Annotated in this window: 19 protein-coding genes; 9 read left to right on the plus strand and 10 right to left on the minus strand. The window is 56.1% G+C overall.

Annotation, left to right across the window (positions count from 1 at the left end; translation table 11 throughout):
• The first annotated feature begins 296 nt into the window (after positions 1-296).
• Positions 297-1,670, plus strand: a complete 1,374-nt coding sequence (gene trkA / locus ACESSO_RS05570) for a Trk system potassium transporter TrkA (RefSeq protein WP_373164065.1) — start codon at positions 297-299, stop codon at positions 1,668-1,670.
• Positions 1,667-3,112, plus strand: a complete 1,446-nt coding sequence (locus ACESSO_RS05575; protein WP_373164066.1) for a TrkH family potassium uptake protein — start codon at positions 1,667-1,669, stop codon at positions 3,110-3,112. Before trkA ends, ACESSO_RS05575 begins: the two co-directional genes overlap by 4 nt.
• Positions 3,113-3,179: 67 nt before the next feature.
• On the opposite strand, the gene ACESSO_RS05580 is transcribed toward ACESSO_RS05575, so the two are convergent.
• Entirely contained in the window at positions 3,180-4,907 is a 1,728-nt protein-coding gene (locus ACESSO_RS05580) for a phospho-sugar mutase (RefSeq protein ID WP_373164067.1), read from the minus strand.
• 311 nt (positions 4,908-5,218) lie between these two features.
• Here ACESSO_RS05580 and ACESSO_RS05585 point away from each other — a divergent pair, with 311 nt between their 5' ends.
• The 3 genes from ACESSO_RS05585 (at position 5,219) to ACESSO_RS05595 (ending at position 8,145) form a co-directional block, all read left to right on the plus strand.
• Positions 5,219-6,589, plus strand: coding sequence for a MurT ligase domain-containing protein (locus ACESSO_RS05585; protein ID WP_373164068.1), 1,371 nt, complete (start codon positions 5,219-5,221; stop codon positions 6,587-6,589).
• Positions 6,590-6,607: 18 nt separating this feature from the next.
• Positions 6,608-7,345: a type 1 glutamine amidotransferase gene (locus tag ACESSO_RS05590; RefSeq protein WP_373164069.1), complete on the plus strand. Its 738-nt coding sequence runs from the start codon at positions 6,608-6,610 to the stop codon at positions 7,343-7,345.
• 236 nt (positions 7,346-7,581) lie between these two features.
• Positions 7,582-8,145, plus strand: coding sequence for a manganese efflux pump MntP family protein (locus tag ACESSO_RS05595; RefSeq protein ID WP_373164070.1), 564 nt, complete (start codon positions 7,582-7,584; stop codon positions 8,143-8,145).
• Between the two features lie 238 nt (positions 8,146-8,383).
• Here the strand turns inward: ACESSO_RS05595 and ACESSO_RS05600 are convergent, their stop codons facing one another.
• The 8 genes from ACESSO_RS05600 to ACESSO_RS05635 all read right to left on the minus strand — a co-directional run bounded on the left by ACESSO_RS05600 (position 8,384) and on the right by ACESSO_RS05635 (position 21,165).
• Positions 8,384-10,831, minus strand: coding sequence for a glycogen/starch/alpha-glucan phosphorylase (locus ACESSO_RS05600; protein ID WP_373164071.1), 2,448 nt, complete (start codon positions 10,829-10,831; stop codon positions 8,384-8,386).
• A gap of 39 nt (positions 10,832-10,870) precedes the next feature.
• The gene (gene glgA, locus ACESSO_RS05605) at positions 10,871-12,307 is read right to left on the minus strand and encodes a glycogen synthase GlgA (protein WP_373164072.1); all 1,437 of its coding nucleotides are present in this window, start codon (positions 12,305-12,307) and stop codon (positions 10,871-10,873) included.
• A gap of 171 nt (positions 12,308-12,478) precedes the next feature.
• Positions 12,479-13,606 carry a glucose-1-phosphate adenylyltransferase subunit GlgD gene (gene glgD / locus ACESSO_RS05610; protein ID WP_373164073.1) on the minus strand — a complete coding sequence of 376 codons (1,128 nt, stop codon included), beginning with the start codon at positions 13,604-13,606 and terminating at the stop codon, positions 12,479-12,481.
• A gap of 14 nt (positions 13,607-13,620) precedes the next feature.
• A complete protein-coding gene (locus ACESSO_RS05615) occupies positions 13,621-14,832 on the minus strand; it encodes a glucose-1-phosphate adenylyltransferase (RefSeq protein ID WP_373164074.1) in 1,212 nt (403 codons plus the stop codon).
• Positions 14,833-14,892: 60 nt separating this feature from the next.
• Positions 14,893-17,043 carry a 1,4-alpha-glucan branching protein GlgB gene (gene glgB / locus ACESSO_RS05620; RefSeq protein WP_373164075.1) on the minus strand — a complete coding sequence of 717 codons (2,151 nt, stop codon included), beginning with the start codon at positions 17,041-17,043 and terminating at the stop codon, positions 14,893-14,895.
• A 262-nt stretch (positions 17,044-17,305) separates the two neighbouring features.
• Positions 17,306-18,535, minus strand: a complete 1,230-nt coding sequence (locus ACESSO_RS05625; protein ID WP_373164076.1) for a competence/damage-inducible protein A — start codon at positions 18,533-18,535, stop codon at positions 17,306-17,308.
• Positions 18,536-18,846: 311 nt separating this feature from the next.
• Entirely contained in the window at positions 18,847-20,016 is a 1,170-nt protein-coding gene (gene thiI / locus ACESSO_RS05630) for a tRNA uracil 4-sulfurtransferase ThiI (protein ID WP_373164077.1), read from the minus strand.
• A gap of 21 nt (positions 20,017-20,037) precedes the next feature.
• Positions 20,038-21,165 carry a cysteine desulfurase family protein gene (locus tag ACESSO_RS05635; RefSeq protein ID WP_373164078.1) on the minus strand — a complete coding sequence of 376 codons (1,128 nt, stop codon included), beginning with the start codon at positions 21,163-21,165 and terminating at the stop codon, positions 20,038-20,040.
• Between the two features lie 167 nt (positions 21,166-21,332).
• On the opposite strand from ACESSO_RS05635, the gene ACESSO_RS05640 reads away from it, so the two are divergent.
• The 3 genes from ACESSO_RS05640 to ACESSO_RS05650 all read left to right on the plus strand — a co-directional run bounded on the left by ACESSO_RS05640 (position 21,333) and on the right by ACESSO_RS05650 (position 23,864).
• On the plus strand, positions 21,333-22,616 hold the full coding sequence (locus tag ACESSO_RS05640) for an adenylosuccinate synthase (protein ID WP_373164079.1): 1,284 nt from the start codon (positions 21,333-21,335) through the stop codon (positions 22,614-22,616).
• Between the two features lie 67 nt (positions 22,617-22,683).
• A complete protein-coding gene (locus tag ACESSO_RS05645) occupies positions 22,684-23,235 on the plus strand; it encodes a GNAT family N-acetyltransferase (protein WP_373164080.1) in 552 nt (183 codons plus the stop codon).
• A 116-nt stretch (positions 23,236-23,351) separates the two neighbouring features.
• Positions 23,352-23,864: a CarD family transcriptional regulator gene (locus ACESSO_RS05650; RefSeq protein WP_373164081.1), complete on the plus strand. Its 513-nt coding sequence runs from the start codon at positions 23,352-23,354 to the stop codon at positions 23,862-23,864.
• Between the two features lie 58 nt (positions 23,865-23,922).
• On the opposite strand, the gene ACESSO_RS05655 is transcribed toward ACESSO_RS05650, so the two are convergent.
• On the minus strand, positions 23,923-24,192 hold the full coding sequence (locus ACESSO_RS05655; protein ID WP_373164082.1) for a phage holin: 270 nt from the start codon (positions 24,190-24,192) through the stop codon (positions 23,923-23,925).
• A gap of 268 nt (positions 24,193-24,460) precedes the next feature.
• Between ACESSO_RS05655 and ACESSO_RS05660 the strand changes: the two genes are divergently transcribed.
• Positions 24,461-26,365 carry a glycoside hydrolase family 13 protein gene (locus ACESSO_RS05660; RefSeq protein ID WP_373164083.1) on the plus strand — a complete coding sequence of 635 codons (1,905 nt, stop codon included), beginning with the start codon at positions 24,461-24,463 and terminating at the stop codon, positions 26,363-26,365.
• The last annotated feature ends 5 nt before the right edge of the window (positions 26,366-26,370 follow it).

Below are 26,370 nucleotides of genomic sequence, written 5' to 3' on the forward strand. Positions count from 1 at the left end.
TTCGCCGGGAAACAGAGAAACTCTTCGAAACGTAGTCGCGGTGCTTTTCACTGATTCCAACGAATCAACGCACGTTTTCGGTGTCTGCGTTATGTCTGCCGTTCGTGCTTCCTTTCCGTATATTGAAACAAGTATACCATGTATTCGGCGCAGCGGTCAACGATACGCGGAACGGCACGCTAAAAAAACGCAAAGATTTGTTTTCGCTTGTCAGGGATATTGCTTTTTTGTTGCTAAAACGCTATAATCGCTATGTATATTATGTACCCTGTAAAAAGAGAGATCGGAGGCGCACCATGCGCATCATTATTGTAGGCTGCGGTAAGGTTGGTTCGGCATTGGCGGAACAGCTTTCCGCAGAAGGACACGACCTGACCCTCATCGACCTGTCCGAGCGTCGGCTCACCGAGCTGACCAACACGCTGGATTTAACTTCGGTTACCGGCAGCGGAACGAGCTATCACGTATTGGAGGAGGCGGGCGTGCGGGAAACCGACCTGTTGATCGCAGTCACTACGCATGACGAGATCAACCTTCTTTCCTGCCTGATTGCCAGCAAGGCGGCGGGCTGTCACACCATCGCGCGTGTGCGCGACCCGGAATATGTGTCGGAGGTCGGTTTTATTCGGGATGAGCTGGGCTTGTCCATGGTTATCAACCCGGAAATGTCCACAGCGCGTGTGGTTTCACGCCTGATTCGTTTCCCGTCGGCTATCGGCGTGAGCACCTTTGCGAAGGGGCGCATTGAGCTGCTCGATATCCGTATCCCCGACGGCTCCCGTTTGAACGGCATGGCGGTTTGTGAAGTCAATCCGTTGCTTCGCACCAATGCGCTGCTCTGCATGGTGCGCCGCGAGGGACAGACGTTCATTCCGAAGGGCGATTTTATTCTGCGTACGGATGACGACGTTACTGTGATCGTTCCGCCGAGCGAGCAGGCGGACTTTTTCCGCCAGATTGGTGTGGCGAACGACCATATTCGTTCGGCAATGCTGATTGGCGGTGGAAAAATCTCGTATTTCCTTGCGAAAATGCTGATTGATACCGGTATTTCGGTCAAAATCATTGAAAATCGTCTGGAGCGCTGCGAAGCCCTGTCTGAGATGCTGCCGGGTGCAACCATTATTCATGGTGACGGCACGGACCGCGATTTGCTCGATGAGGAAGGCCTGGCCAGCTGTGAGGCGTTTGCCGCACTGACCGGTATGGACGAGGAGAATATCCTGCTTGCGCTGCACGCAGGGCGGCATTCCAAGGCCAAGCTGTTCACCAAGGTCAACCGCGTGAACTTTGAAGAGGTTATTGAAAGTCTGCCCATCGGCACCGTGATTCGCCCTAAGCAGACAACGGCCGAACTGATTGGCCAGTATACCCGCGCGATGCAGAACTCCATGGGATCGAATGTGGAAACGCTGCACCAACTGGGCGGTGCGGAAGCGCTTGAATTCCGTGTAGCGGCGCATGATTTGATTGGCGTACCGCTGCAGGATATGCCCATCCGGCCGGATGTGCTGCTGTGCTGTATCAACCGCAAGGGACGCCGCATCATTCCGCGCGGCCGTGATGTGCTCCGGGAGGGCGATACGGTGATCGTGGTATCCACCCGGCGCGGCATGAATGATCTGCAGGATATTTTCCAGCCGGAGGCGGCGGAGGATACAGAGCGATGAACCATGCTATGGTACGCTACCTGATCGGCTGGATGCTGGGCGTGGAATCACTGTTCCTGCTCCTTCCCATGCTGACCGCCATCCTGTACCGCGAACCCGTTGTGATGGCTTATTTTGCGACTGCTGTGATTTGTCTGATGTTTTCCGCTTTGTTTTGTCACAAGCGGCCGGAAAACACCCGCTTTTACGCCCGTGAGGGCTTTGTCACCGTGGCGCTGTGCTGGATTGTGCTGGCGCTGACCGGCGCGCTGCCGTTTATGTTCAGCGGAGAAATTCCGTTTGTGGTGGATGCGCTGTTTGAAACGGTTTCCGGCTTTACCACCACCGGCGCCACCATCCTGAGCGATGTGGAAGCGCTTTCACATGCCTCGCTGCTTTGGCGCAGCCTGACCCATTGGGTCGGCGGCATGGGCGTGCTGGTGTTCATGCTGATTGTACTGCCGCTGGCCGGCGGGCAGACCATCCACTTGATGCGTGCGGAAAGCCCCGGTCCGTCGGTCAATAAGCTCTCACCGCATCTCCGTGATACCGCTATGTATCTGTACGGCATCTATTTCGGCATGACCGTGCTGGAAATTGTACTGCTGATGCTGGGAGGCATGCCGCTGTTCGACGCGGCCTGCACCTCGATGGCAACTGCAGGCACAGGTGGTTTCGGTATCTGGAACAGCTCGATTGCGTACTACGACAGCTATTATCTGCAAGGCGTTGTCACGATTTTCATGATTCTGTTCGGCATTAACTTCAGTGTTTATTTTCTGCTGCTTATGCGGCGCTGGAAGAATGCCTTTCGTATCGAAGAGGTACGCGTCTATCTGGGCGTGATCATTGCCTCCTCGGTGCTGATTGCCATCAATGTCCGGCCGATGTTTTCGAGCTTCTTCCAAAGTTTCCATCATGCCGCCTTCCAGGTGGCATCCATCATCACCACCACCGGTTTTTCTACGGTGGACTTTAACCAGTGGCCGGCATTCAGCAAGGCGCTGCTGGTGCTTTTGATGTTCATCGGTGCGTGCGCCGGTTCGACCGGCGGCGGCATGAAATGTTCGCGTATTCTGCTGATGTGCAAGAGCATTCGCAAGGAAATGCAGTTTCTCATCCATCCGCGCGCGGTGCGTGTCAACAAGATGGATGGCCGCCGCGTGCAGCATGAGGTCATGCGCTCGGTCAACGTGTTTATGATCGCCTATCTGCTGCTGTTTATCCTGTCGGTGCTGCTGCTGTCGATTACCAACGAAGAACTGATTACCAACTTCACTGCGGTTGCGGCGACGCTCAACAACGTCGGCCCGGGTCTGGAGTTGGTTGGTCCGGCGGCAAACTTTGGATTTTTCTCGCCCTTCAGCAAGATTGTTCTGATGTTCGATATGCTTGCGGGCCGTCTGGAAGTGTTCCCGATGCTGCTGCTGTTCGCCCCGGCGACATGGCGCAGAGAAAAGTAAACGATTCAACTGCAATATTACGCAAAAAGAGGGAAACCGATTGGTTTCCCTCTTTTTATGGCATTTTTTACTGGACAATTTCTTTGGCAGCAGCCACCAGCGCCTCTACCTTGGCGGCGGCATCTGCCTTGCTGTCGCCCTTGGCCATGATATAGACCTTGACCTTGGGCTCGGTGCCGGACGGACGGATGATGAACGTCGTGCCGCCCTCCAGCTCGTAGTACATGACATTCTGGCCTTTCAGCTCCATCTGTTCGACCTTGCCGTCTGCCATGCAGGTGCGTGTACCGGGCATATAGTCGCGGGTGTACTCGACCTTATCCGCGCCAACCATCGTCAGCGGCTTGTCGCGCAGTTCGGCCATCAGCTCTTTCATGCGCTGCAGGCCGGATACGCCGGGCATGGTGATCGAAACAGTCTGCTCGCAATAATAGCCGTACTTCTCGTACATCTCTTCCATTGCGTCGTACAGCGTTTTGCCCTGCGTGCGGTAGTAGGCCGCCATCTCTGCGATCAGCATAGAAGCGGTGACCGCATCTTTGTCGCGCGCATAATCGCCGCACAGGTAGCCATAGGACTCCTCGAAGGCGAAGATGTATTCATGCGAGCCGGTCGTTTCAAACTGCTTGATTTTTTCTGCCAGGAACTTGAAGCCGGTGAACGTATCAAAGCAGTCTACGCCGTTTTTGTTCGCAGCTGCGCGTGCCATTTCGGTGGTGACAATGCTCTTGAGCACCGCCGGATGCGCGGGCATGGTGCCCGTCAGCTTCTTGGCGGTGATGATATAGTCGGTCAGCAGCACGCCCACCTGATTGCCCGACAGGGTGACGTAGTCGCCGGTCTTGTCCTTGAGGACGATGCCGGTGCGGTCGGCGTCCGGGTCGGTGCCGATGATGAGGTCTACGTCGTTCTGCTTTGCCAGCTCGATGGCGAGATTGAAGCCCTCCTTGTACTCCGGGTTCGGATTTTTTACGGTCGGAAAGTCGCCGTCGATTTTCATCTGCTCAGGTTCGCAGATGATGTGCTTGTAGCCCAGACGGCGCAGAATTTCGGGTACCAGACGGTAGCCCGCGCCGTGGAACGGGGTGTAGACCAGCTTAAACTCGTCCGCAACCTGCTTGACACAGTCCGGATTGACCGCAACCTTGATGACTTCGCCGAGATATGCCTCGTCGGTTTCACGGCTCAGAATGCGGATCATGCCGTCCGCAACCGCCTTGTCATAGTCCATGGTCTTAACGCCGGTAAAGATATCGGTCGCCGCCATCTCCTTGGCAACTACATCGGCCTCAGCGGGCGGCAGCTGCGCGCCGTCCTCCCAATAGACCTTATAGCCGTTGTATTCCTTGGGGTTGTGGGACGCGGTGATGTTGATACCGGCAATGCAGCCGTAGTGGCGAATGGAAAAAGACAGCTCAGGGGTGGGGCGCAGCTCATCGAACAGCAGCGCCTTGATGCCGTTTGCCGCGAGGATGCAGGCGGACTGCTTGGCAAACTCGGGCGAGAAGTGGCGGCTGTCATAGGCAATGGCAACGCCGCGGTCCATCGCAGCCTGTCCGTTCGAGACAACGAGCTTGGCAAGACCCTGGGCAGCCTGTCCGACTGTGAAGCGGTTCATGCGGTTCAGTCCGATACCCAGCACGCCGCGCAGACCCGCGGTGCCAAATGACAGGGGCGCGAAAAAGCGGCTTTCGATTTCTTCGCTGTTATTCTCTACTGCGCGCAGCTCTGCGCGCTCCTCTTCTGAAAGCGCTTCGCTGTCCAGCCAGCGCTTGTATTCCGACATATAATCCATTGGAATTCACCTCATCCTGTTATTTGGCTAAAGCCACTATCTAAATTATATAATATCTGTCTGTCAATGCAAGGGGTTTTGCGCGAATTCGTACATATTACGATGCACTCCGGTATCTTTTCACAAATAAAATATTATTTTTTTGTGCATTTTATTCTTACAGGTTTTGCAGCAGCGCACGGCCAAACTGATAAAATTATTGCCCGGCTTTTGTGCAGAATGCCGTGGCCGATGGATTTCCATGCTTGTACTATGCGGGAAAATGCGGTATACTTCATTTATATGAAATTGACAGATAGAGGGGTTATTCTATGAAGCTGAAAACCCGGCTGGCCGTTGCGGTATGCAAGGCCTCGGGCGCGGTTTTGCGCAAACTCGGGCGCGGCGGTACCAATCTGCCCGGCAAGCTGGCGCTTAAAATCGACAAAAATATCCTCGGGGAGCTGTCGCGCGGTGTCAAGGTCACAGTCGTGACCGGTACCAACGGCAAAACCACAACCTCGCGCATGATTGAGCAGGCGTTTGCCGATGCGGGACTGAAATACTTTTCCAACAAGTCGGGCGCAAATCTGCTGACCGGTATCATTGCGGTGTTCGCGCAGCATTGCACGATTTCAGGCAAATGCCCGTATACGCACGCGCTGATTGAGTGCGACGAGGCAGCATTCCGTAAAACAAGCGAGTTTTTGCCGGTTGAGTGTCTTGTTGTCAACAACATTTTCCGCGACCAGCTCGACCGCTATGGCGAAATTACGCATACCTTAAACGCCATTCGCGAGGGCATCACCCATGTGCCGAACGCGAAGCTGTGCCTCAACGCGGACTGCTCGCTGACCGCCTCGCTTGCGGAGAAAATCCCCAACAAGGTTCTGTGGTTTGGCGTTAACGTTCCGATTTATGAAAATGCGGCGCATGAGCTGTCTGATGCGCCCTACTGCATTCACTGCAAGACCGAATATCAGTACGACTATATCACCTACGGCCATCTGGGTGGCTTCCGTTGCCCAAAGTGCGGCTATCATCGGCATGAGCCGGATGTGGCGGTGACGAAAATTCTGTCTTCGGGCGCGGATTCGTCCGATATTGAGCTGTCCATCTGCGGACGAGTACACGAGGTGCATGTCAATTTGCCGGGCGGCTACAACATCTATAACGCGGCGGCAGCGGCGGCAGTATCACATGTCGTCGGCATCGACGAGGAAACTGCGGTCAGCGCGCTCGGTCAGTTTGAGTGCGGCTTTGGCCGCGCCGAGCAGTTTACGCTGGGTAAGGCGCAGGCGCGCATGATGCTGGTGAAAAACCCGGCGGGCTTTAATCAGGTCATCAACCTTATCGCGCACGACAAGGGCACCTGTAAGCTGGCTTTTCTGCTCAATGACCGCTTTGCGGACGGCACGGACATCAGCTGGATTTGGGACGTGGATTTTGAGACGCTGGCGGAGCAGGAGGCGCGTTTTACGCGTATTTTGGTCTCAGGTGTGCGTGCAGATGATATGGCGCTGCGCCTAAAATACGCAGGCTTTACGACCGACCGCATTGAGGTGATCCGGGAGTACGATGCGCTGCTCGAGCAGGTCGGTGCGGATGAGACGCCCGCGTTCCTGATGCCGACCTATACGGCGATGTTTGATTTGCGCGGCGAGATTGCCAAGCACACCGATGTTAAGGCGTTTTACGAATAAGGGGGGGGAGGGGACGACATGCAACTGAATATCTGCCACCTGTACCCTGATATTCTGAATCTGTACGGCGACCGGGGCAACATCATTACCATGAAGCGGCGGCTGGAAGCCCGCGGCATTGGAGTCACGGTTGAAGAGTGCTCTATCGGCCAGCCGATCGACATTGACAAATATGATATCTTTTTCATCGGCGGCGGGCAGGACTTCGAGCAGGAGGTGCTGCTGCGCGACCTTGCATCGGGCAAGGGACGCGATATCTGTACGGCGGTTGAAGAGGGCAAGGTGTTTCTTGCCATCTGCGGCGGCTACCAGATGCTGGGTCAATACTACAAAACATGGGACGGCAACCAGCTGGACTTTATCGGCGCCATCAATGTGCATACGATTGGCGCAAAAGAGCGCATGATTGGCAACTATATGTACCGCACCACGCCTGAAAGCGGCGGTACTATTGTAGTTGGCTTTGAGAATCACTCGGGCAAGACCTATCTGGGTGAGGATGTGGCCCCGCTGGGCATGATGCTCAAGGGGTATGGCAACAACGGCGAGGACCAGACCGAGGGCGCGCGCTACAAAAACGTGTTTGCGACCTATTCGCACGGTTCGCTTTTGCCCAAGAATCCCGTGCTGTGCGACTTCATCCTGCACACTGCACTGCGTTACAAATATGGCAACGACGAACCGCTCACGCCGCTCGACGATACGCTGGAAAACCGCGCGCATGACTATATGGAGGAACGGCTGCGCCGGGGATAAGCCCTGCGCGCCGATTTCCCCGGGTGATATTGACTTTATTCGCCGCATATGGTATCATAGGCGGTAATAAGGGAGTAGTCGGCGCGGATTTGTTCCATCCCGCGCGGCAGGGCCAACATACTGAGGAGGACGTCCTCTGGTTCTGCATGAAATGACGAGACTTATCTGTTTTACGGCGGATGGGTCTCTTTTTTTATGCCCGTTCGGCGCTGCTAACGACAAGGAGGACAAGAAAAATGGGATTACTGGAGTTATTTATCATTGCCGTCGGGCTGTCGATGGATGCCTTTGCGGTTTCCATCTGCAAGGGTCTGAGCGTGCGCACGCTGCGCCCGCGGCATGCACTCATTACAGGTGCGTATTTCGGCGGGTTTCAGGCACTGATGCCGCTTGTGGGGTTTGTGTTGGGTGTGCGCTTCCAGACGCTGATTACCAGCGTGGACCACTGGATTGCGTTCGTGCTGCTGGCGCTTATCGGCGGCAATATGGTGCGCGAGTCGCGCGACACCGACGAGGAAAACCTCAGCGATTCGTTTTCCTTTGCCACGATGCTGCCGCTTGCGGTGGCGACCAGTATCGACGCATTGGCCGTCGGTGTGACATTTGCCTTTTTGCAGGTGGAGATTGTGCCTGCGGTCTGCTTCATCGGTGTGACGACCTTTGTACTCTCTTGCGTGGGCGTCAAGGTTGGGAATGTGTTCGGCGCAAAGTATAAGGCGCGTGCCGAGCTGTTTGGCGGCGTAGTACTCATTCTGATGGGTCTGAAAATTCTGCTGGAGCATCTGGGGTTGCTGGGCTGAGAATAAGGGAAAAGGACGCTGTGAAGCGTCCTTTTTTTGCGCCGTGAGGCGCACATGCAATGGATTTTCGGGCAATGCCGCCCGAAAATCATAAAAAGCCCGGCTAAGCCGGGCTTTTTATACAAGGAAGTGATTTTGTGTGCCGTATACGGCGCGCAAATATCACGCGGTTGGCTTTGTCCGGGCAGATGCCCGGCAAAGCTTTTCTCGTTTGAAAGCGTGCTTTCAAACGAAGAAATTAAAATGCAAAGTTGGTCTTGACGCGCCAGATGTTCTGCGCATACTCGGCAACCGAGCGGTCTGCCGCAAAACGGCCGGAATTAGCAATGTTCATCAGCGACATATAGTTCCAGTTCTCCGCATGGCGGTACATTTCGCTGACGCGCTCCTGCGCGATTGCGTAGGAGGAGAAGTCCTTCAGGCTCATGTAGCGGTCAGCCGGACCGCCGTTGCCGCCGTGCAGCAGCAGGTTAGCCAAATCGGTGTAGTCGACACCGTCACCAAAGCCGTGGATCATATGGTCAAGTACGCGCTTGATGACCGGATCGTTCTGGTAGATCAGCATCGGCTCGTAGTTGCCGGATGCCGCCAGCGCCTCTGCCTCGGGGGTCTCCATGCCGAAGATAAAAATGTTCTCACGGCCGACCGCCTCACAGATTTCAACGTTTGCGCCGTCCATCGTGCCGATGGTGAGCGCGCCGTTCATCATGAACTTCATGTTACCCGTACCGGATGCTTCCTTGCCTGCGATGGAGATCTGTTCGGAAACCTCGGCTGCCGGCATGATCATTTCGGCCAGAGATACCTTGTAGTCCTCGATGAACACGACCTTGAGTTTGTCGCCGATATCCGGATCGTTGTTGATCATATTGGCGATGGAGTTAATCAGGCGAATGGTCTTTTTCGCTACCGCATAGCCTGGCGCGGCCTTGGAGCCGAAGATGAAGGTGCGCGGCACGAAGTCCATGCTCGGATTATCCTTCAGCTTGTGGTACAGCGAAATGATATGCAGGATGTTGAGCATCTGACGCTTGTACTCGTGCAGACGCTTGACCTGTACGTCAAAGATCGAGTCCATGTTGACTTCGATATCGTTATGCGCCTTGATATAGTCAGCCAAACGCTGCTTGTTGTCGCGCTTGATTTCGCCCAGACGCTGGAGCAGCGCTTTGTCGTTGCCATAATTGGCAAGCACCTGCAATTCGGACGGATGCTTGCGATAGCCCTTGCCAATCTTGCTCTCAATCAGCTCGGCAAGCTCCGGGTTTGCCTCGCACAGCCAGCGGCGGTGTGCAATACCGTTGGTGACATTGCAGAACTTGGAGGAGTAAATCTTATAGAAATCGTTGAATACACGATCCTTGAGGATTTCAGAGTGCAGCGCGGAAACGCCGTTAATTGAGAACGAGCCGGCAATTGCCAGATGTGCCATGCGGACAATGTTATCCGCTACGATGGCCAGCTTAGAGATCTTCTGGAAATCGTTCGGGAAGTAGTTCCACAACTCCTTGCAGAAGCGCTCGTTGATCTCATAAATGATTTGCATGATACGGGGCATCAGCTCCTGCACCAGCGATACCGGCCAGCACTCGAGTGCTTCGGGCATAACCGTATGGTTGGTGTAGGCAACCGACTGACTGGTGATGTTCCATGCATTCTCCCAGCTCATGTCGTTCTCGTCCATCAGGATGCGCATGAGTTCGGGGATAACCAGCGTCGGGTGGGTATCATTGATATGCAGCACATGCTTGTGCGCGAAGTTTGCCAGCGTACCGTACTTGGCTTTGTGCTTGGCGCAGATATCCTGCAGGGTGGCAGACACAAGGAAATACTGCTGCTTGAGACGCAGGGACTGGCCCTCGCGGTGGTTATCTTCCGGATACAGTACCATCGAGATGGTTTCCGCCATGGCGTGTTTCTCGAGTGCCTTGAGGTATTCGCCCGAGGAGAACAGCTTCATGTCCAGTGCAATCGGGCTTTTGGCTTCCCACAAGCGCAGGCAGGCAATGTTGTTGGTGTCGTAGCCCGAAATCGGCATGTCGTACGGGACAGCCAGTACCGGCGTATAGTCATGATACTCGACAACCAGCTTGCCCTGGTCATTGAAATAGGTGTTGACCGTACCGCCGATTTTGACTTCGCGCGTATCGTCCATCGCGGGAATGTGCCAAACGTCGCCCGAAGCCAGCCAGGAGTCCGGCAGCTCGACCTGCTGACCGTCCTCGATCTTCTGCTTGAAGATACCGTGTTCATAACGGATGGAATAGCCGGTGCCGCGCACGCCGATGGTCGCCATGCCGTCCATATAGCAGGCTGCCAGACGGCCCAGACCGCCGTTACCCAGACCGGGGTCGGCTTCCTCTTCGAAAATATCGGCCATTTCATAGCCCATATCCTTCAGCGCCTCGGTCAGTGCGGGCAGAATGCCCAGATTGTAGGCGTTGTTGCGCAGGCTGCGGCCCACAAGAAATTCCATGCACAGATAGTGGACCTGTCGCTCTCCGTATTTTTCAACCTCGTTCTGGGTTTCAATCATATGCTCGGTGAGCGCGTCGCGCACGACGAGCGCGCATGCCTCATAAACCTGTTCCTTCGAGGCATCTGCAACCTCGCGGCCGAAGTGGCGCTGCAGCTTACCTGCAATAGCCTCCTTCAAAGCAGTCTTTGTGTACTGATTCTTTGACATGGTCTCTCTTGTCTCCTCACTTAATTTGCTGAATTGGTCTTACCAACCAAGGGCAGAATGATAAACCTCGATATATTTATCTGCCGAGCTGCCCCAGCTGAAATCACTTTGCATGCCCTGCAGCATTAGCTTTTTCCATGCGGGCTTGTTGTAGCGGAATACGCCGCAGGCTTCGCGGATGACGTGCAGCATGTCATGTGCATTATAGCTGGCAAAAGTAAAGCCGTTGCCCGTACCTGCGTAATCGACGAAGGCCTGTACCGTGTCCTTCAGGCCACCGGTTTCGCGGACAATCGGAATCGTGCCGTAGCGCAGCGCAATCATCTGCGCCAGACCGCACGGCTCGAATTTGGACGGCATCAGGAACATATCTGCGCCCGCGTAAATGCGGTTTGCCAGATCGCCCGAGAACATGATGGATGCCGAAATATTGTTCGGATAGCGGCGCTTGGCTTCGAGGAACATCTGCTCGTAGCGCCAGTCGCCCTTGCCCAGTACAATCAGACGCAGGTCGTCTGAAAGAATGTCGTGCAGCACGGCTTCAATCAAATCCAGGCCCTTCTGGTCGACAAAGCGGGTGACCATACCGATAACCGGCGTATTTTCGTCGCCCTCGATACCGCATAGCTTCAAAAGCTCGAGCTTGTTAACCTTTTTATCATCCGGATTATTCGGACCGTAGTTCTTGAAAATCTTGGGATCGGTCTGCGGATTGAAGGCGTCCATATCAATGCCGTTTAGGATGCCGTGCAGTTTGTAGCTGTTCATGCGCAGCACGGAATCGAGCCGGTAGCCATAGTATTCGGTCTGGATTTCATTTGCGTAGGTGGGTGAAACTGTAGTGACCGCGGTGGAGGCCACGATGGCGGCCTTCATCAGGTTGACGTCGCCGTCCATCGCCATAAAGCCTGAACGGAAATGCGCGTCGTCGATACCGAGCACATATTCGAGGATTTCACGGCCATAGCGACCTTGATACTGGATGTTATGGATGGTGAATACGGTCTTGATGTTCTCGTAGAACGGGCGGGAGGAGAACATCAGGTTATAGTAAACCGGTACGAGTGCGGTCTGCCAGTCGTTGCAGTTGATAACGTCCGGACGCCAGTCCAGATCGGGCAGCACCTCAAGCACCGCCTTGGAGTAGTAGGCAAAGCGTTCCGCATCGTCATACTCGCCGTAAACCTGGCCGCGGGAAAAATAATATTCGTTGTCGATGAAGTAATAGGTTACGCCGTCCGCTTCATAGCGGAAAATGCCGCAGTACTGGTTGCGCCAGCCCAGACGGACATAGGCATTCTTTAAGTAGTAGAATTTCTCGCGCCACTCCTGCCCGATAGCGGAATACAGCGGGCAGAATACGCGCACATCGTGTCCCTTTGCAGCAAGGGCCTTGGGCAGTGAGCCGGCAACGTCGCCCAGACCGCCGGTTTTGACGAACGGGGCACATTCGCTGGTAACATACATAATTTTCATAACAACCGAGCCTCCCCAGTAGGAGGCGCGGAAACAGAGCCTCCGCTTCCGCACCTGCATATCTTTATTATACTAGATTCTTCCTTCCTGCAAAATAGGGAATTTCCACGAACATCTCATGCTTTTAGTCCGTGTTTTTCGCTCATTTGCAGCGAATTTAACGTATTTTTATCAAACGGTTGCGTTTTTGGCGATCGTAATGGGGTAGTTCTCGTGGCCCATCATGGTGCGTCCGTCTCGAATGACAACGTTGCGGTCGGTGATGACATGGCGCAGCGATGCATCCGACAGGATACGACCGCCTTCCATGATGATGCAGTCGCAGATTTCCGCGCCCTTTTCGACGACGACATCGCGGAACAGCACACAGTTTTTCACCGTGCCCTCGATGCGGCAGCCGTCTGCGATAAGGCTGTCCTCCACAACGGCTTTGTCGCCGTAGTAGGCGGGTGCTTCGTCCTTGATACGGGTCAGAATCGGACGGGTGCGCAGGAATACTTCGTCGCGCACATCCTTGTCCAGCATATCCATATTGGAGCGGAAGTAATCGAAAGTATCCTCGATTTTGATGGCGTATTCGTTGAACAGGTAGCCTGCCACGGTACCGTCAATCAGTGCACGGGACAGGAATTCACGCTCGAAATGAATACAGTTGTGTGTGACGCAGTCGGACAGCATATGGATGAGGTACTGACGGCTCATGACATACACGCCCAGTGCAATGTGTTTGCATTTTCCCTCGTTGGAATCGCCGACACGGATGTCGACCGCTTCCTTCTTGCGGTTGAGCTCTACGTAAGTGGTGAACGGAGAGTCCTTCTGTTTCTTGGTGCAGACCATGGTCAGGTCGGCGCCGGACTTGACGTGGCGATCGATAACGTCGTCCAGCGGAATGTTGCCGACGATGTCGCCGTCCGCCACAACCACAAAATCCGCCTTGTTCTTCTGCAAAAAGTCGACCGCGCCGGCCAGTGCGTCGATTTTGCCGCGGTATTCGCCGGTTACGAGTGCAGACGCTTTCTTCGAGTAGGAGTACGGCGGCAGCAGCGTAACGCCGGAGTTCTTGCGGGACAGATCCCAGTCCTTGGCGTTGCCGATATGGTCGATAAGGGACTGGTATTTGTCCTTCATCAGCACGCCTACACGGTAAATGCCGCTGTTTACCATGTTCGACAGCATGAAGTCGATGATGCGGTAGCGTCCGCCCCACTGCACCGCGCCGACCGTGCGGTGCTCGGTGATCTCACGGAGATCGTTGTCGTTATCAAATGCGATGATGATGCCTAAAACACTGTTCATCAATTTCGCCCCCCTTACTTTACGTCCGGCAGGTCTTCGTCTGCCATTTCTTTTGCGGCCAGCTTCGCGCCGCGGCCGATGCGCACACCTTCCGCGACAACGGCCACGCCCCACTTATCCACGTCGCCGTCCGACGGGCTGCCGCCGACGACCGCATCCTTGGCGATGACGGCATTTTCCGCAATAATGGAGTAACGCACGGTAGCGCCTTCCTCGATGACCGCGCCCGGCATCAGGATGGAGTATTCCACCTTGGCACCCTTTCCGATCCGGACATCCGAGAACAGGACGGACTCGGAAACGTCGCCCGCGATCTCGCAGCCCTCGGAAAGCAGGGTGTGCTTGACCGACGCGCCCTTTGCGGTGAAGTGCGGGGGCGAACCGGTGGTGCGGCCGTAGATCTTCCAGCTGTCGTCCGACAGGTTCAGACCGGAGTTCGGGCTGAGCAGATCCATATTGGCCTCCCACAGGCTTTCGATTGTGCCGACATCCTTCCAGTAGCCCTCGAAACGGTAGGATACCAGCTTTTCGCCGTTGCTCAGCATTGCCGGGATGATGTCTTTGCCGAAGTCGTTGGAGGACTTGGAGTTATCTTCGTCGTCAATCAGGTACTGGCGCAGCTTCTTCCAGGAGAAGATGTAGATGCCCATGGATGCAAGCGTGGACTTCGGGTTCTTGGGCTTCTCTTCAAATTCGTAGATGGTGCCGTCTGGCTTGCAGTTCATAATGCCGAAACGGGATGCTTCCGTAAGCGGAACGTCCAGCACGGCGATGGTTGCGTCCGCACCGGTTTCCTTATGCTGCTGGAGCATTTTGTTATAGTTCATCTTGTAGATATGGTCGCCCGACAGAATCAGAACATATTCCGGGTCGTAATCGTCGATAAACTGGATGTTCTGATAAATGGCGTTAGCGGTTCCCTTGTACCACTCGGAGGTTTTGCCTTTCTGGTACGGCGGCAGGACGTATACGCCGCCGCGCAGGCGGTCGAGGTCCCAGGTCTGGCCCGAGCCGATATAAGCGTTGAGCACATGCGGCTCGTACTGAGTCAGTACGCCGACCGTGTCAATGCCGGAGTTGACGCAATTGGAAAGCGGGAAGTCGATGATGCGGTACTTGCCGCCGAACGGCACCGCGGGCTTGGCGACCTTTTTGGTCAGTACATAAAGGCGGCTGCCCTGACCGCCTGCGAGCAGCATGGCTACGCATTCTTTTTTCCGATACATTGATGAACTCTCCTTTTTGCCGTTTACGTATTTTTTACGCCGTTTTCGGCGTGTCCCCTTTTAAGAATCCTGCTTGCCGGCATCGCTTGCCTTGACCACCGCCTTTTCTCCGGTCTTGGTTACTGCTTTCGTGCCGGTTTTTGCGACCGCCTTTTCCCCGGTTTTGGCCACGGCCTTTGAACCGGTCTTGGCTACTGCGCGTGTTCCTGTTTTGGAAACGGCCTTGGAGGACGCGCGAGTCCCCTTGGCAGACTTGGCCGCTTTGGCGGCCGCTGCTTTTTTCGCGGCTTCGATTTCGGCCTTGGTGCGGCGCTTGGCACGCGGTTTGCCTTTGAAGAACAATACGCCGAAGCGCGGAATGTGAATGCTGATGGATTGCTCCTGCCCGTGCATGGGCTTTTTGCTGTCGGTCCTTACCTTGCCGTTTGCAATGCCGCTGCCGCCGAACTCGGCCTTATCCGAGGAGAATACCTCCTCATAGGTTCCGGCGAGCGGTACGCCGATGCGGTAATTTTCCTGTATCTCCGGAGAAAAGTTGACAACAACTACGATATCGCTGCCGTCCTTGGCGATGCGGCGGAAGGCAATGATGTTATTGCGGTTATCCTCGTGGCTGATCCACTCGAAGCCGCGCCAGTCGGTGTCCTGCTCCCACAGCTGCGGGGTTTCCAGATAGAAATGGTTGAGCGCCTTGACATAGGTCTGCATCTGCTTATGTGCGGGATAGTCGAGCAGCATCCAGTCCAGTCCGCGCTGGTAGGCCCATTCGGAGAACTGGGCGAACTCGCCGCCCATGAACAGCATCTTTTTGCCCGGATGGGCGGTCATGTAACCGTACAGTGCGCGCAGGCCGCCGAACTGATTTTCGTACGGAGGCGGCATCTTGGCGATCAGCGAACACTTGCCATGCACGACCTCGTCATGCGAAAGCGGAAGTATGTAATTTTCCGAGAATGCATACATGAACGAGAAGGTGATTTTGTCATGCATGTCCTTGCGGAAGAATGGGTCGGCCGAGCAGTAGCACAGCATATCGTTCATCCAGCCCATGTTCCACTTGAAGTTGAAGCCGAGACCGCCGTCGTAGCCGGGCTTGGTTACCATCGGCCATGCGGTGGATTCCTCCGCTATCATCATGACGTCCGGATGGTCGGTCAGGATATACTCGTTGAGCAGACGCAGAAAGTCGATTGCCTCAAGATTTTCGCGTCCGCCGTGGATATTGGGCCGCCATTCGTTCTGGCGGTTGTAGTCGAGGTAGAGCATGGAGGCGACCGCGTCCACGCGCAGTCCGTCCATATGGAACTTTTCAATCCAGAACATGGCCGACGAGAACAGCAGGTTGCGGGTTGAGGTTTTGCCGTAGTCGAATACGCGCGTACCCCATTCCTTATGCTCCATCTTGAGCGGGTCGGCATATTCGTAGAGGTAAGAACCGTCGAACTCGACCAGACCACAGCCGTCCTTGGGGAAGTGCGCGGGCACCCAGTCCATGATGACGCCGAGACCCGCCTGATGCGCCTTGTCGATGAAGTACATCAGGTCCTTGGGGGTACCGTAGCGGCTGGTTGCGGCAAAGTAACCGATGACCTGATAGCCCCACGAGCCGTCGAACGGATACTCGGTCAGCGGCATGACCTCGATGTGCGTGTAGCCCATTTCCTTGACATAGGGTACCAGCTCGTCCGCGAGCTGACGGTAGGAATAGAAGTTGCCGTCCTCGTGGATTTTCCACGAACCGAGATGGCATTCATAGATGTTGACCGGGTTGGAATAGGGCAGATGGCTCTTGCGCCAATCCAGCCACGATGCATCGTTCCATTCGTACCCCTCAATGTCATATACCTTGGAGGCGTTGCCGGGACGGGTTTCGCTGTGGAAGCCGTACGGGTCGGACTTGTCGAACACATCGCCCGATTTTGCCCATACGCTATACTTATATGCAGCGTATTCGGAAACATGCGGAATGAATTTTTCCCAGATGCCCTGCTCGTCCCGCGTCATGTAGTCCACATCGCGGTTCCAGCCGTTGAATTCGCCCATGACCGAAACCTTCTCTGCTTCGGGGGCATATACCCGGAACAGGTAACCGGGCTCGCCGTCCTGTTCAAAGGGATGGGCGCCCATATAATCAAAGGCGCGGCAGTCCCTGCCCGAATAGAAAAGCTGGCTGCGCTTTTCACAGGCCGGCGCTGCAGGTGTTTTCTTCATATCGCATCTCTCCCTTTTATACTTCTTACACTTCTAAACTGCCAAAATAAAGCGTCTTTGCGAAAATTTTCCAACTGTTTGTACATTTCGCCCTGATTAAGGCAGATACCTCTCACTTTAGTTAGATATAGTATACATCAAGGGGAAACAAAAGTCCAGCAATTTTACACAATTGCTGGACTTTTTTGATGAAAATTTTGTTTGGTTTCCACAGGGAATGACTGGAAATGTCGAGAAAACATACAAAATGTAGACTATTTGTTCAGAAAATATTTCGGCGAATCATATCGAGCGCAGTGGATGCCGCCTGCATGCGCACGCGGTCGCGGCCGTTGGTGGACTTCATCTTGCGGGTGAAGTGCTGGCCCTTACACCAGATGCTGATATACACCAGTCCAACCGGCTTGTCATCCGTGCCGCCGCCCGGTCCGGCTACGCCCGTAATGCCCACGCCGACATCTGCGCCGAGCGCCTTCGCCACGCCCTCGGCCATCTGCTCGGCTACCTCGGGCGATACCGCGCCGACCGTGTCGAGCGTCTCTTTTTTCACGCCCAGCACCTTCATTTTCACTTCGTTGGCGTACGAGCATATGCCGCCCAGGTAGTAATCCGAGCAGCCGGGTACATCGGTGATGCGCTTGCTCAGCAGGCCGCCCGTGCAGCTCTCCGCCACAGCGAGGGTCATGCCGCGCGCGCGAAGTCCGTCGCCCACGACCTGCTCCAGCGAGTCCACGTCCACGCCGTACACGTCATCGCCCAGCAGGCCGCAGATTTTCTCCACGACCGGCTCAAGCAGCTTTTCGCACTCCTCCGGGGTGTCCGCTTTGGCGGTCACGCGCGCAAAGCACTCCGAGGTTTTGGCGTAGGGCGCGATGGTCGGATTGGTGCTTTCCGCCATCATATCGTGCAGAATGGTTTCCATGTTGCTTTCGCCCAGACCGAACACGCGGACGTTGCGCGAGACGATGCAGCCGCCCGCGAGCTTATAGAGATAGGGCATCGCACATTCCTTCCACATCGGATTGCACTCGCGCGGCGGGCCGGGCAGCATGAGAACGTGCTTGCCGTAGGCTTCAAACGCACAGCCGGGCGCAGTGCCCCATTCGTTGACAAATACCGTGCAGCCTTCGGGCAGCCACGCCTGCTTTTCGTTGTTTGGGGTCATTTCGCGGCCGATGGTCTGGAAAAAGCCCTTGATACGGTCGAGCGAGGGCTGATGCAGCGCCATTTTGCGGCCGAACACGGTCGCAAGCGTCTCCTTGGTCAGGTCGTCGAGCGTGGGGCCAAGGCCGCCGGTCGTGATGATGATGTCCGCACGGTCGCGCGCGGTTTCGATGACGTGGCGCAGGCGGGCTGGGTTGTCACCCACGACGGTCTGGTAAAATACGTTGATGCCAAGCTCGCTCAGGCCCTGCGAGATGACCTGCGCATCCGTGTTGACAATGTCGCCCAGCAGGATTTCGGTGCCGACGGCAATGAGTTCTGCGTTCATAATTGCGTTCCTCCCAATGGTTTAATTGCTTGGCTGCCCTGACAGCCCCTTGGGGCGGCAGCGGTCTTGTCTGTTCGCGGGCGCAGCCGGGCGGTTTGTGGAAACCGTCACACGCTTTTGCGCGCGCAGCGCGCCCTTATTTGCGGCAGCAAATTGGGTGTTTCGGTGCATTCGTGCGGTGGCGGCACATACCCAAAGGGAAAGGGGATGATTCGCAAGAAGGGGGAAAACCGCAGGTTGTCGCCTTCTTGTGCGCCTGCCGCGCGTAGCGGCGCCGTTCCCGTCGCCCGCAGGCGGCGTTAGCTTAGTGTTTATGGTAAGTGAATAATCTCTACGCCCGCGACAGCCTCATCGACCAGCGCATCCACATCCAGATGGCTCTCCGCTTCGAGGATTTTGGGCATTTTGGGCTTGGTGTTCGGGTGCTTGGGGGTGAACACCGTGCAGCAGTCCTCGTAGGGCAGAATAGAGGTTTCAAATGTGTCGATTTTACGGGCGATGGTGACAATTTCCTCCTTGTCCATGCCGATGCACGGCCGGAAGATGGGCAGCTCGCATACCGCGCCGGTCACGCCCATGGCGGGCATGGTCTGGCTGGCGACCTGACCGAGCGATTCGCCGGTAATCAGCGCGCCGCAGCCGTATTCTACCGCTACGCGCTCGGCAATGCGCATCATAAAACGCCGCATGATGAGCGTGAACAGCTCTTCGTGGCACTTTTCGCGGATTTCCTCCTGAATCTTGGTGAACGGCACGACCATGACGCTCATGCGGCCACACCATGCGGTCAGCTTACGGCCCAGCTCGAGCACCTTTTCCTTGGCGCGCTCGGAGGTATAGGGATAGCTGAAAAAGTGCACGCCGACCAGCTCCAAACCGCGTTTTGCCATCATCCAGCCTGCGACCGGACTGTCAATGCCGCCCGAAAGCAGCAGCGCCGCGCGCCCGTTCGAGCCGATGGGCATGCCGCCCGCGCCCGGCTCGGGGCCTGCGTGCACAAAGGCGTACTTTTCACGGATTTCGACGTGTACGGTCAGGTCGGGGCCGTGCATGTAAGGGCGAACCTCCGGAAAGCGGTCGGCCAGCTCACCGCCGACGTGCTGGCTGATTTCGGTCGAGGTCATGGGGAACTTTTTATCTCCGCGCTTGGTCTCGACTTTGAAGGTCTTTGCCTGTGCAAAGCGCGGCGCAAGATAGCTTTGCGCAGTGTCGATGACGCTTTCGAGCGTCTTTTCCGGGCAGACTGCCGCACGCGAGATGGTTGCAAAGCCGAACACATGGCGCGCGCAGTCCATGACCGCGTCTGCGTCTGCGTTCTCGGGCACTTCGACGTACACGACCGACTGGCGCATCGTGATATTGCAGTCCGCCACGTGCTTCATGCGGCGGGACAGGTTTTTGAGCAGGCGGTCTTCAAAGGTTTTGCGGTTGAGTCCCTTCAGGACAATCTCTCCGCACTTGAGCAGCAATACTTCTTTCATAACGTCTCCTTTATAATAAGGTTATCGAACCAACATCTTCCGGCCTTTTTGCACAGCAGCAATAAAAGCGTCCACGTCTTGTGTGGTATTGGACGGGCAGAAGGACACACGCAGCGCGCTGTCCGTGCGTGTTTTGGGCAGACCAAGCGCTTTCAAAACGCCGCTCTGCTTGCCCTTGGAGCAGGCCGAGCCGCTTGAAACATAGACCTCGTCGCTCTCCAGCACGCGCAGCATGACCTCGCTTTTGCAGCCGGGGAGGGACAGGTTGACCACATGCGGGATGTCCCCCGCGCCGTTGAAGGCTGCATCCGGCAGCTGCGCCGCAACCTGTTCCCGCAGATAGGCAGCAAGGCTTTGCACATGCTGAAAATCTTCGTCAAAGTGCACCATGCGGATTTCACATGCCTTGGCAAAAGCTGCGATGTTCGGCAGCGGCTCGGTGCCCGGACGCATGCCCTTTTCCTGTCCGCCACCGAACATGAGGGGCGGCAAGCGCAGGCCTTTTTTGACATACAGTGCGCCGATGCCCTTTGGCGCGCCGATTTTGTGGCCGGACACGCTCATCAAATCGCAGTTCCACTTCTTGGGCGTGAGCTTGACCCGTGCAAGCCCTTGCACTGCGTCGATGTGGAACAGTGCGCGCGGCGCTTTGGCTTTGAGCAGTGCGCCGAGTTCGGCGACCGGCTGCACCGTGCCGATCTCGTTGTTGACCAATTGGCAGGACAGCAGCACCGTGTCCTCGGTCAGCGCGTTTTCAAGCGCGTCGGGTGTTATGTGCCCGGTCTCGTTCGGCGCGAGAAACACCACGTCAAAGCCTTCGGCAGCAAGCTGCTTGCAGGTGTTGAGCGTCGCCGCGTGTTCGATTTCGGTGGTGATGATGCGCCCCTTCTGATGGCGGTTTAAGTGCGCGGCGCCGCGCAGACTGATGTTCGTGCTCTCTGTGCCGCAGGAGGTGAAATATGTCTCCTCCGGCAGGCAGCCGAGCGCGGAAGCCACCGCTTTCCGACTGTTCTCCAGCAGATGCGAGGCATCTATTCCCATTTTATGCAGGCTCGACGGGTTGCCGAAGCAGGTGCGCATGGCGTGCATGGCTGCCTCGGCTGCTTCGGGCAGTACTGCCGTCGTTGCCGCATTGTCCAGATAGTGCATGTCCTTCCAGTCTCCTTTTATCCATTACACGGATATTTTACAACGGCCCAGGGGCTTTTACAAGTCAAAAGGCGCAAATCAGGATTGAAAAGCGCGCACTGCTATGCTATACTTTAGCTGTATGACATGCTGAAAGCATGTCCGAGAGCAGAAAGGAAGGAAATCCTATGCCAGGTAAGGTAATTCTCGGCGCCCAGTGGGGCGACGAAGGCAAGGGCAAGTTTATTGATATTTTCGCGGGCAAAGCTGACTTGGTTGTCCGCAGTCAGGGCGGCAATAATGCCGGCCACACGGTCGTGGCAAACGGTGTCAAATACAAGCTGCAGCTCATTCCTTCGGGCATTTTGTATCCGGACTGCACAAATGTGATAGGTCCGGGCGTGGTGGTCAACCCCAAGGCCGTGCTGGGCGAAATCGACGGCCTGCACGAAAAGGGCGTTTCGACCGACAAGCTGCACATCGACGCGCGCTGCCACTGTATCCTGCCGTGGCATCTCGAGCTGGACGCACTGAGCGAGGCGGAAAAGGCCAAGGAAGGCACTGCCATCGGTACAACCAAGAAAGGCATTGGACCCACTTACATGGATAAGTCCGAGCGCAGCGGTGTGCGTATGCATGATTTTGTCGACGCAAAGCGCTTTGAAACCGTCATCCGCGAGGCGTGCGCACACAAGAATCGCGTCATCACGGGCGTGTACGGGGGCGAGGCTATCGACGCGGATGCGGTCATCGCGGAGTACCGCGAGTATGCCGACCGGCTGCGTCCCTATGTGTGCGACACCTCCATCCTGACCTGGAACGCGGTCAAGGAGGGCAAGGAAGTGCTGTTCGAGGGCGCGCAGGGCACACTGCTCGATCTGGATATGGGTACTTATCCGTTCGTTACCTCCTCGCATCCGGTGGCGGGCGGCTGCTGCATCGGTTCGGGCGTTGGTCCGACGGCTATCGACAGCATCATGGGCATCTTTAAGTCGTATACCACCCGCGTGGGCGAAGGCCCGTTCCCGACCGAGCTGTTCGACGACACGGGCGACTATATCCGCAATGCCGGCGGTGAGTTCGGCACGGTCACCGGACGTCCGCGCCGCACCGGCTGGTTTGACGCGGTAGTTGCGCGCTATGCCGTGCGCGTCAACGGCCTGACTGAGGTCGTTATCAACAAGATCGACCCGCTGCGCGGTCTGCCCAAACTCAAGGTCTGTGTGGCCTACAAGCTGAAAAACGGCCAGACCGTCACGGAGTTTCCGGCAAACTTCATGGATCTGGTGGACTGCGAGCCGGTTTACGAAGAATTCCCCGGCTTTGACGAGGATATCACGGGCTGCCGCTCGTTTGGCGAACTGCCGCAGACGGTGCAGAACTATATCCGAGAGCTTGAGCGCATCATTGACTGCCCGATCACCATGCTGGGTGTCGGTCCGGCGCGCGATCAGGTGATGACCATTAAGTAACGCAGAAAAGGCGCAAAGCGACTGCTTTGCGCCCTTTATTCTTTTGCTGATGAAAAGGAGAGAACACATGACTCTGACGACCGAACGATTGACGCTGCGCCCCTTCCGAGAGGACGACGCAGAGGGGCTTTATGCCTATTCCAAGGATGAAGCAGTTGGTCGGAATGCAGGCTGGAAGCCGCATGAGAGTCTGCTCGAGTCGAGCGATATCCTGCATCTGGTTTTTCTGAACCAGTCGAGCGTATGGGCAATCGAGCGTCGGGAGGATCGTCGGCTGATGGGATCGATCGGACTGATTACCGATTCGACGCGGCAATACGGTTCGGCGCGCTCACTCGGTTATTCGTTGGGCGTGGATTACTGGGGACAGGGTTACATGACCGAGGCTGTGCGTGCAGCGCTGCGCTTCGGCTTTGGGCAGATGGGGATGGATCTCATCAGCGCAACCTGTTATCCGGACAACCCCGCTTCGCGTCGTGTGCTGGAAAAATGCGGGTTCCAATATGAGGGAACACTGCACCGCGCGGAGCTGCTGTACAACGGACAGATAAAGGATCATCTATGCTTTTATCTGCCGCATGAAATTGCGGAAAATCTGGACTGGTATGCGGAAAAATAAAAATTTTCCTTACATTTTCCTGTAAAATGTGCTATAATTATCCTATCAGGGAGCAGCGGGCGGCAGCGTGTAAACGCTGCCTGCCGTCGCGTTTCGGCACAGTAAGGAGGAGTACCATGTATCATACCGGGGAATTTATCGTTTACGGAACCAGCGGCGTCTGCCGGGTGGAGGCGGTCGGTAAACCGCCTTTCGATACGGAGGAGGATAAGCCGTATTACACGCTCGTACCCGTTTCCGGAACGGAAACCATTTATGTCCCGGTTGATTCATCGGTGTTTACGCGGCCGGTCATTTCGCGTGCACAGGCGGAGCAGTTGATTCAGACCATTCCGACCATCGAGGCGGATGGATTTACTTCGCACAGCATGCGCATGTCCAGTGAACATTATCAGGAGGTGCTGCAGAGCCATGACTGCCGGGAGCTGGTGCAGCTGATTAAGGCGGTTTACGCGAAATCCCGCCGCAATGGGCGCAGGGTCAGTCAGGTTGACCAGCGCTACCGCAAGCGCGCGGAGGATTTGCTGCATGGAGAGCTGGCGGTGGCGCTGGGCATTCCGCTCGGTGAAGTGCAGCCGTATATTGCGCATACCATTGCGCAGTATAAAAAGCAAGCGAAAAAGGCTTAACAAAAGAGGGGCGCGGACCAAATCCGCGTCCCTCTTTTGACCTTTTGAGCGGGTTTTTCTACTTTTCCAGCGGTTTTTCATACTGCTTGACGCGGTCGGAATCGGTCAGACCGCTTGTGGTCGGGTCGTTGAGCGCGTTCCAGACGTTGGACGCGACCAGGAACAGGCAGTACGGGTTGGTCAGGGCCTGCCTGACAACATCCCATACTGCGCCCCAACTGGTCATATCCGCGGCGGTCAGACCGGCATAGGCCAGTACGGTAGCGCATATGCCCAGTAAGAGCTGCACCCAGAACACCGGGTTTTTGATGCGGACACGCAGATTCATGGACGAAAACCTCCTTTCCTCAACGCGGGCCGCCGCCGGCGGGGAAGCGGCCTCTCATAGACACCGCGTGCAGCGCCGCTTTTTGACCACAAAAGGGCAAACGGCGCGCCGGCGGCTGCTATCATAATATGAAAGGGCGGGTGTAAATGCCTGTGGTGCGTTATGACCGCATAACCAAGGAAACAGTTCAGAAAAACCGTTTTTTGTTTACCTTGCGGACAGTTCGTGCTATACTATATAAAGAGTTTTTATGTTTGGGGGAAATTATTTGAATACCATTCCCGATTGTATGTTTCACTCCCGCAGTCTGGCCTGTAAAGCGCCGTATGGCGCGGTGCCCGCCGGACAGACGGTTGAGTTTTCCACCTATCCCAAGCGTGAACACGGCACCGAGCATATCACCCTATGGGTGGAGGAGGACGGTAAGGAACCGGAGGCGTTCCCGATGCGATGGTATGGCCTTGTCGGTGCGCGCGACCACTATACCACCAGCTTTACACCGCCGCATCCGGGTCTGTACTGGTACTATTTCACCGTGGACACTGCGGACGGTCCACGCTACTGTGCACGCGGCTATGCCGGGCGCGCAGAGATTATCGATACGCTGGGTGATAAATATCAGCTGACCGTATACGACCCCAACTATCAGCCGCCGCGCTGGTTCGGACGGGGCATCACCTACAATATCTTCCCCGACCGCTTCTGCCGGGATAAAATGCCCGTCCAGCCGGAAGGAGAAGGGATTGCGCCGCGTGTGCTGCACGAAAACTGGGACGATATCCCGGTTTATCGGCCGAATGAGAACGGCGAGATTCTCAATAATGACTTTTTCGGCGGTACGCTGCGCGGGGTCATCAGCAAGCTGGACTATCTGGAAAGCCTGCATGTGACCACGATTTATTTCAATCCGATGTTTCAGGCGTATTCCAACCATCGCTATGACACGGGCGATTACAAGCGTATCGACCCGCTGTTCGGCAGCGAGGAGGATTTCCGCAGGCTGTGTGAGCAAGCCGCCGCGCGCGGCATGCGCGTTGTGCTGGACGGCGTGTTCAACCACACCGGCTATGACAGCCGCTATTTTAACGCACGCGGACGATACAACAGTGTCGGTGCGCACCAGTCCAAGGACTCGCCCTATTATCGTTGGTACGATTTTCAGGAGTGGCCGGACAAATACGGCTCGTGGTGGGGCATCTATACCCTGCCGCAGGTGCGTGAGATGGACGAAAGCTATCTCGACTATATCATCGAGAGCGAGGACAGCGTCGTGCGCCGCTGGCTGCGGCTGGGCGCGTCCGGCTGGCGGCTGGATGTGGCAGACGAGCTGCCTGACGCCTTCATTCAAAAACTCAACGCCGCGGCCAAGCGGGAAAAGCCGGATGCGCTGGTCATCGGTGAGGTTTGGGAGGATGCATCCAATAAAATCGCCTATTCCGAGCGCCGTAAGTATTTTCAGGGCGGCGAGCTGGACAGCGTAATGAATTATCCGCTGCGCGACGCGATTTTGTCGTTCCTAAACGGCGGCACAGCTGAACATTTCGCGGAAACCATGGAATGCATCCGTGAAAATTATCCGCGCGATGTGTTTTATAACCTGATGAACGTCATCGGCACGCATGATACGGCGCGTGCGCTGACTCTGCTGGGCGTATCCGATGAGGAATGGAAGATGGACCGCGACGGACGCGCGCAGTATGAGCTGCCGCCCGACCGGCTGGCAAATGCGCTGCGCAAGCTGCGTCTGGCGGCGGTCATTCAGTTTACCATGCCGGGTTCGCCCACCATCTATTATGGCGATGAGGCCGGAAGGCAGGGGTTTGAGGACCCGTTCAACCGCCGGACCTATCCGTGGGGACAGGAGGACCGCGAGCTGCTCGCGTTCTACCGCCGCCTGTGCGCGCTGCGCGCGGACAGTCACACGCTGGCGGATGGGGAACTGCATTTTGTGCGCTGCCACGGCGCGCTGCTGCAATATGAGCGCGTGAGCGAAACCTCCCGCCTGATGATAGTCATCAATCGCGGTCATCATCATATCCGTACCTGTGTGGAGGCCGTTTACGCAGTGGATATGATGAGCGGAGAGGGCTTTGAGGATGCGGACAGTCATGGCGTGCACATCTCGGTGCCGCCTGAGACCGCCTATGTACTGCGCTGCTTTGGCACGCCGTAGAAAAG

The organism is Agathobaculum sp. Marseille-P7918, assembly GCF_964248325.1.
Taxonomy (GTDB): Bacteria; Bacillota; Clostridia; order Oscillospirales; family Butyricicoccaceae; genus Agathobaculum.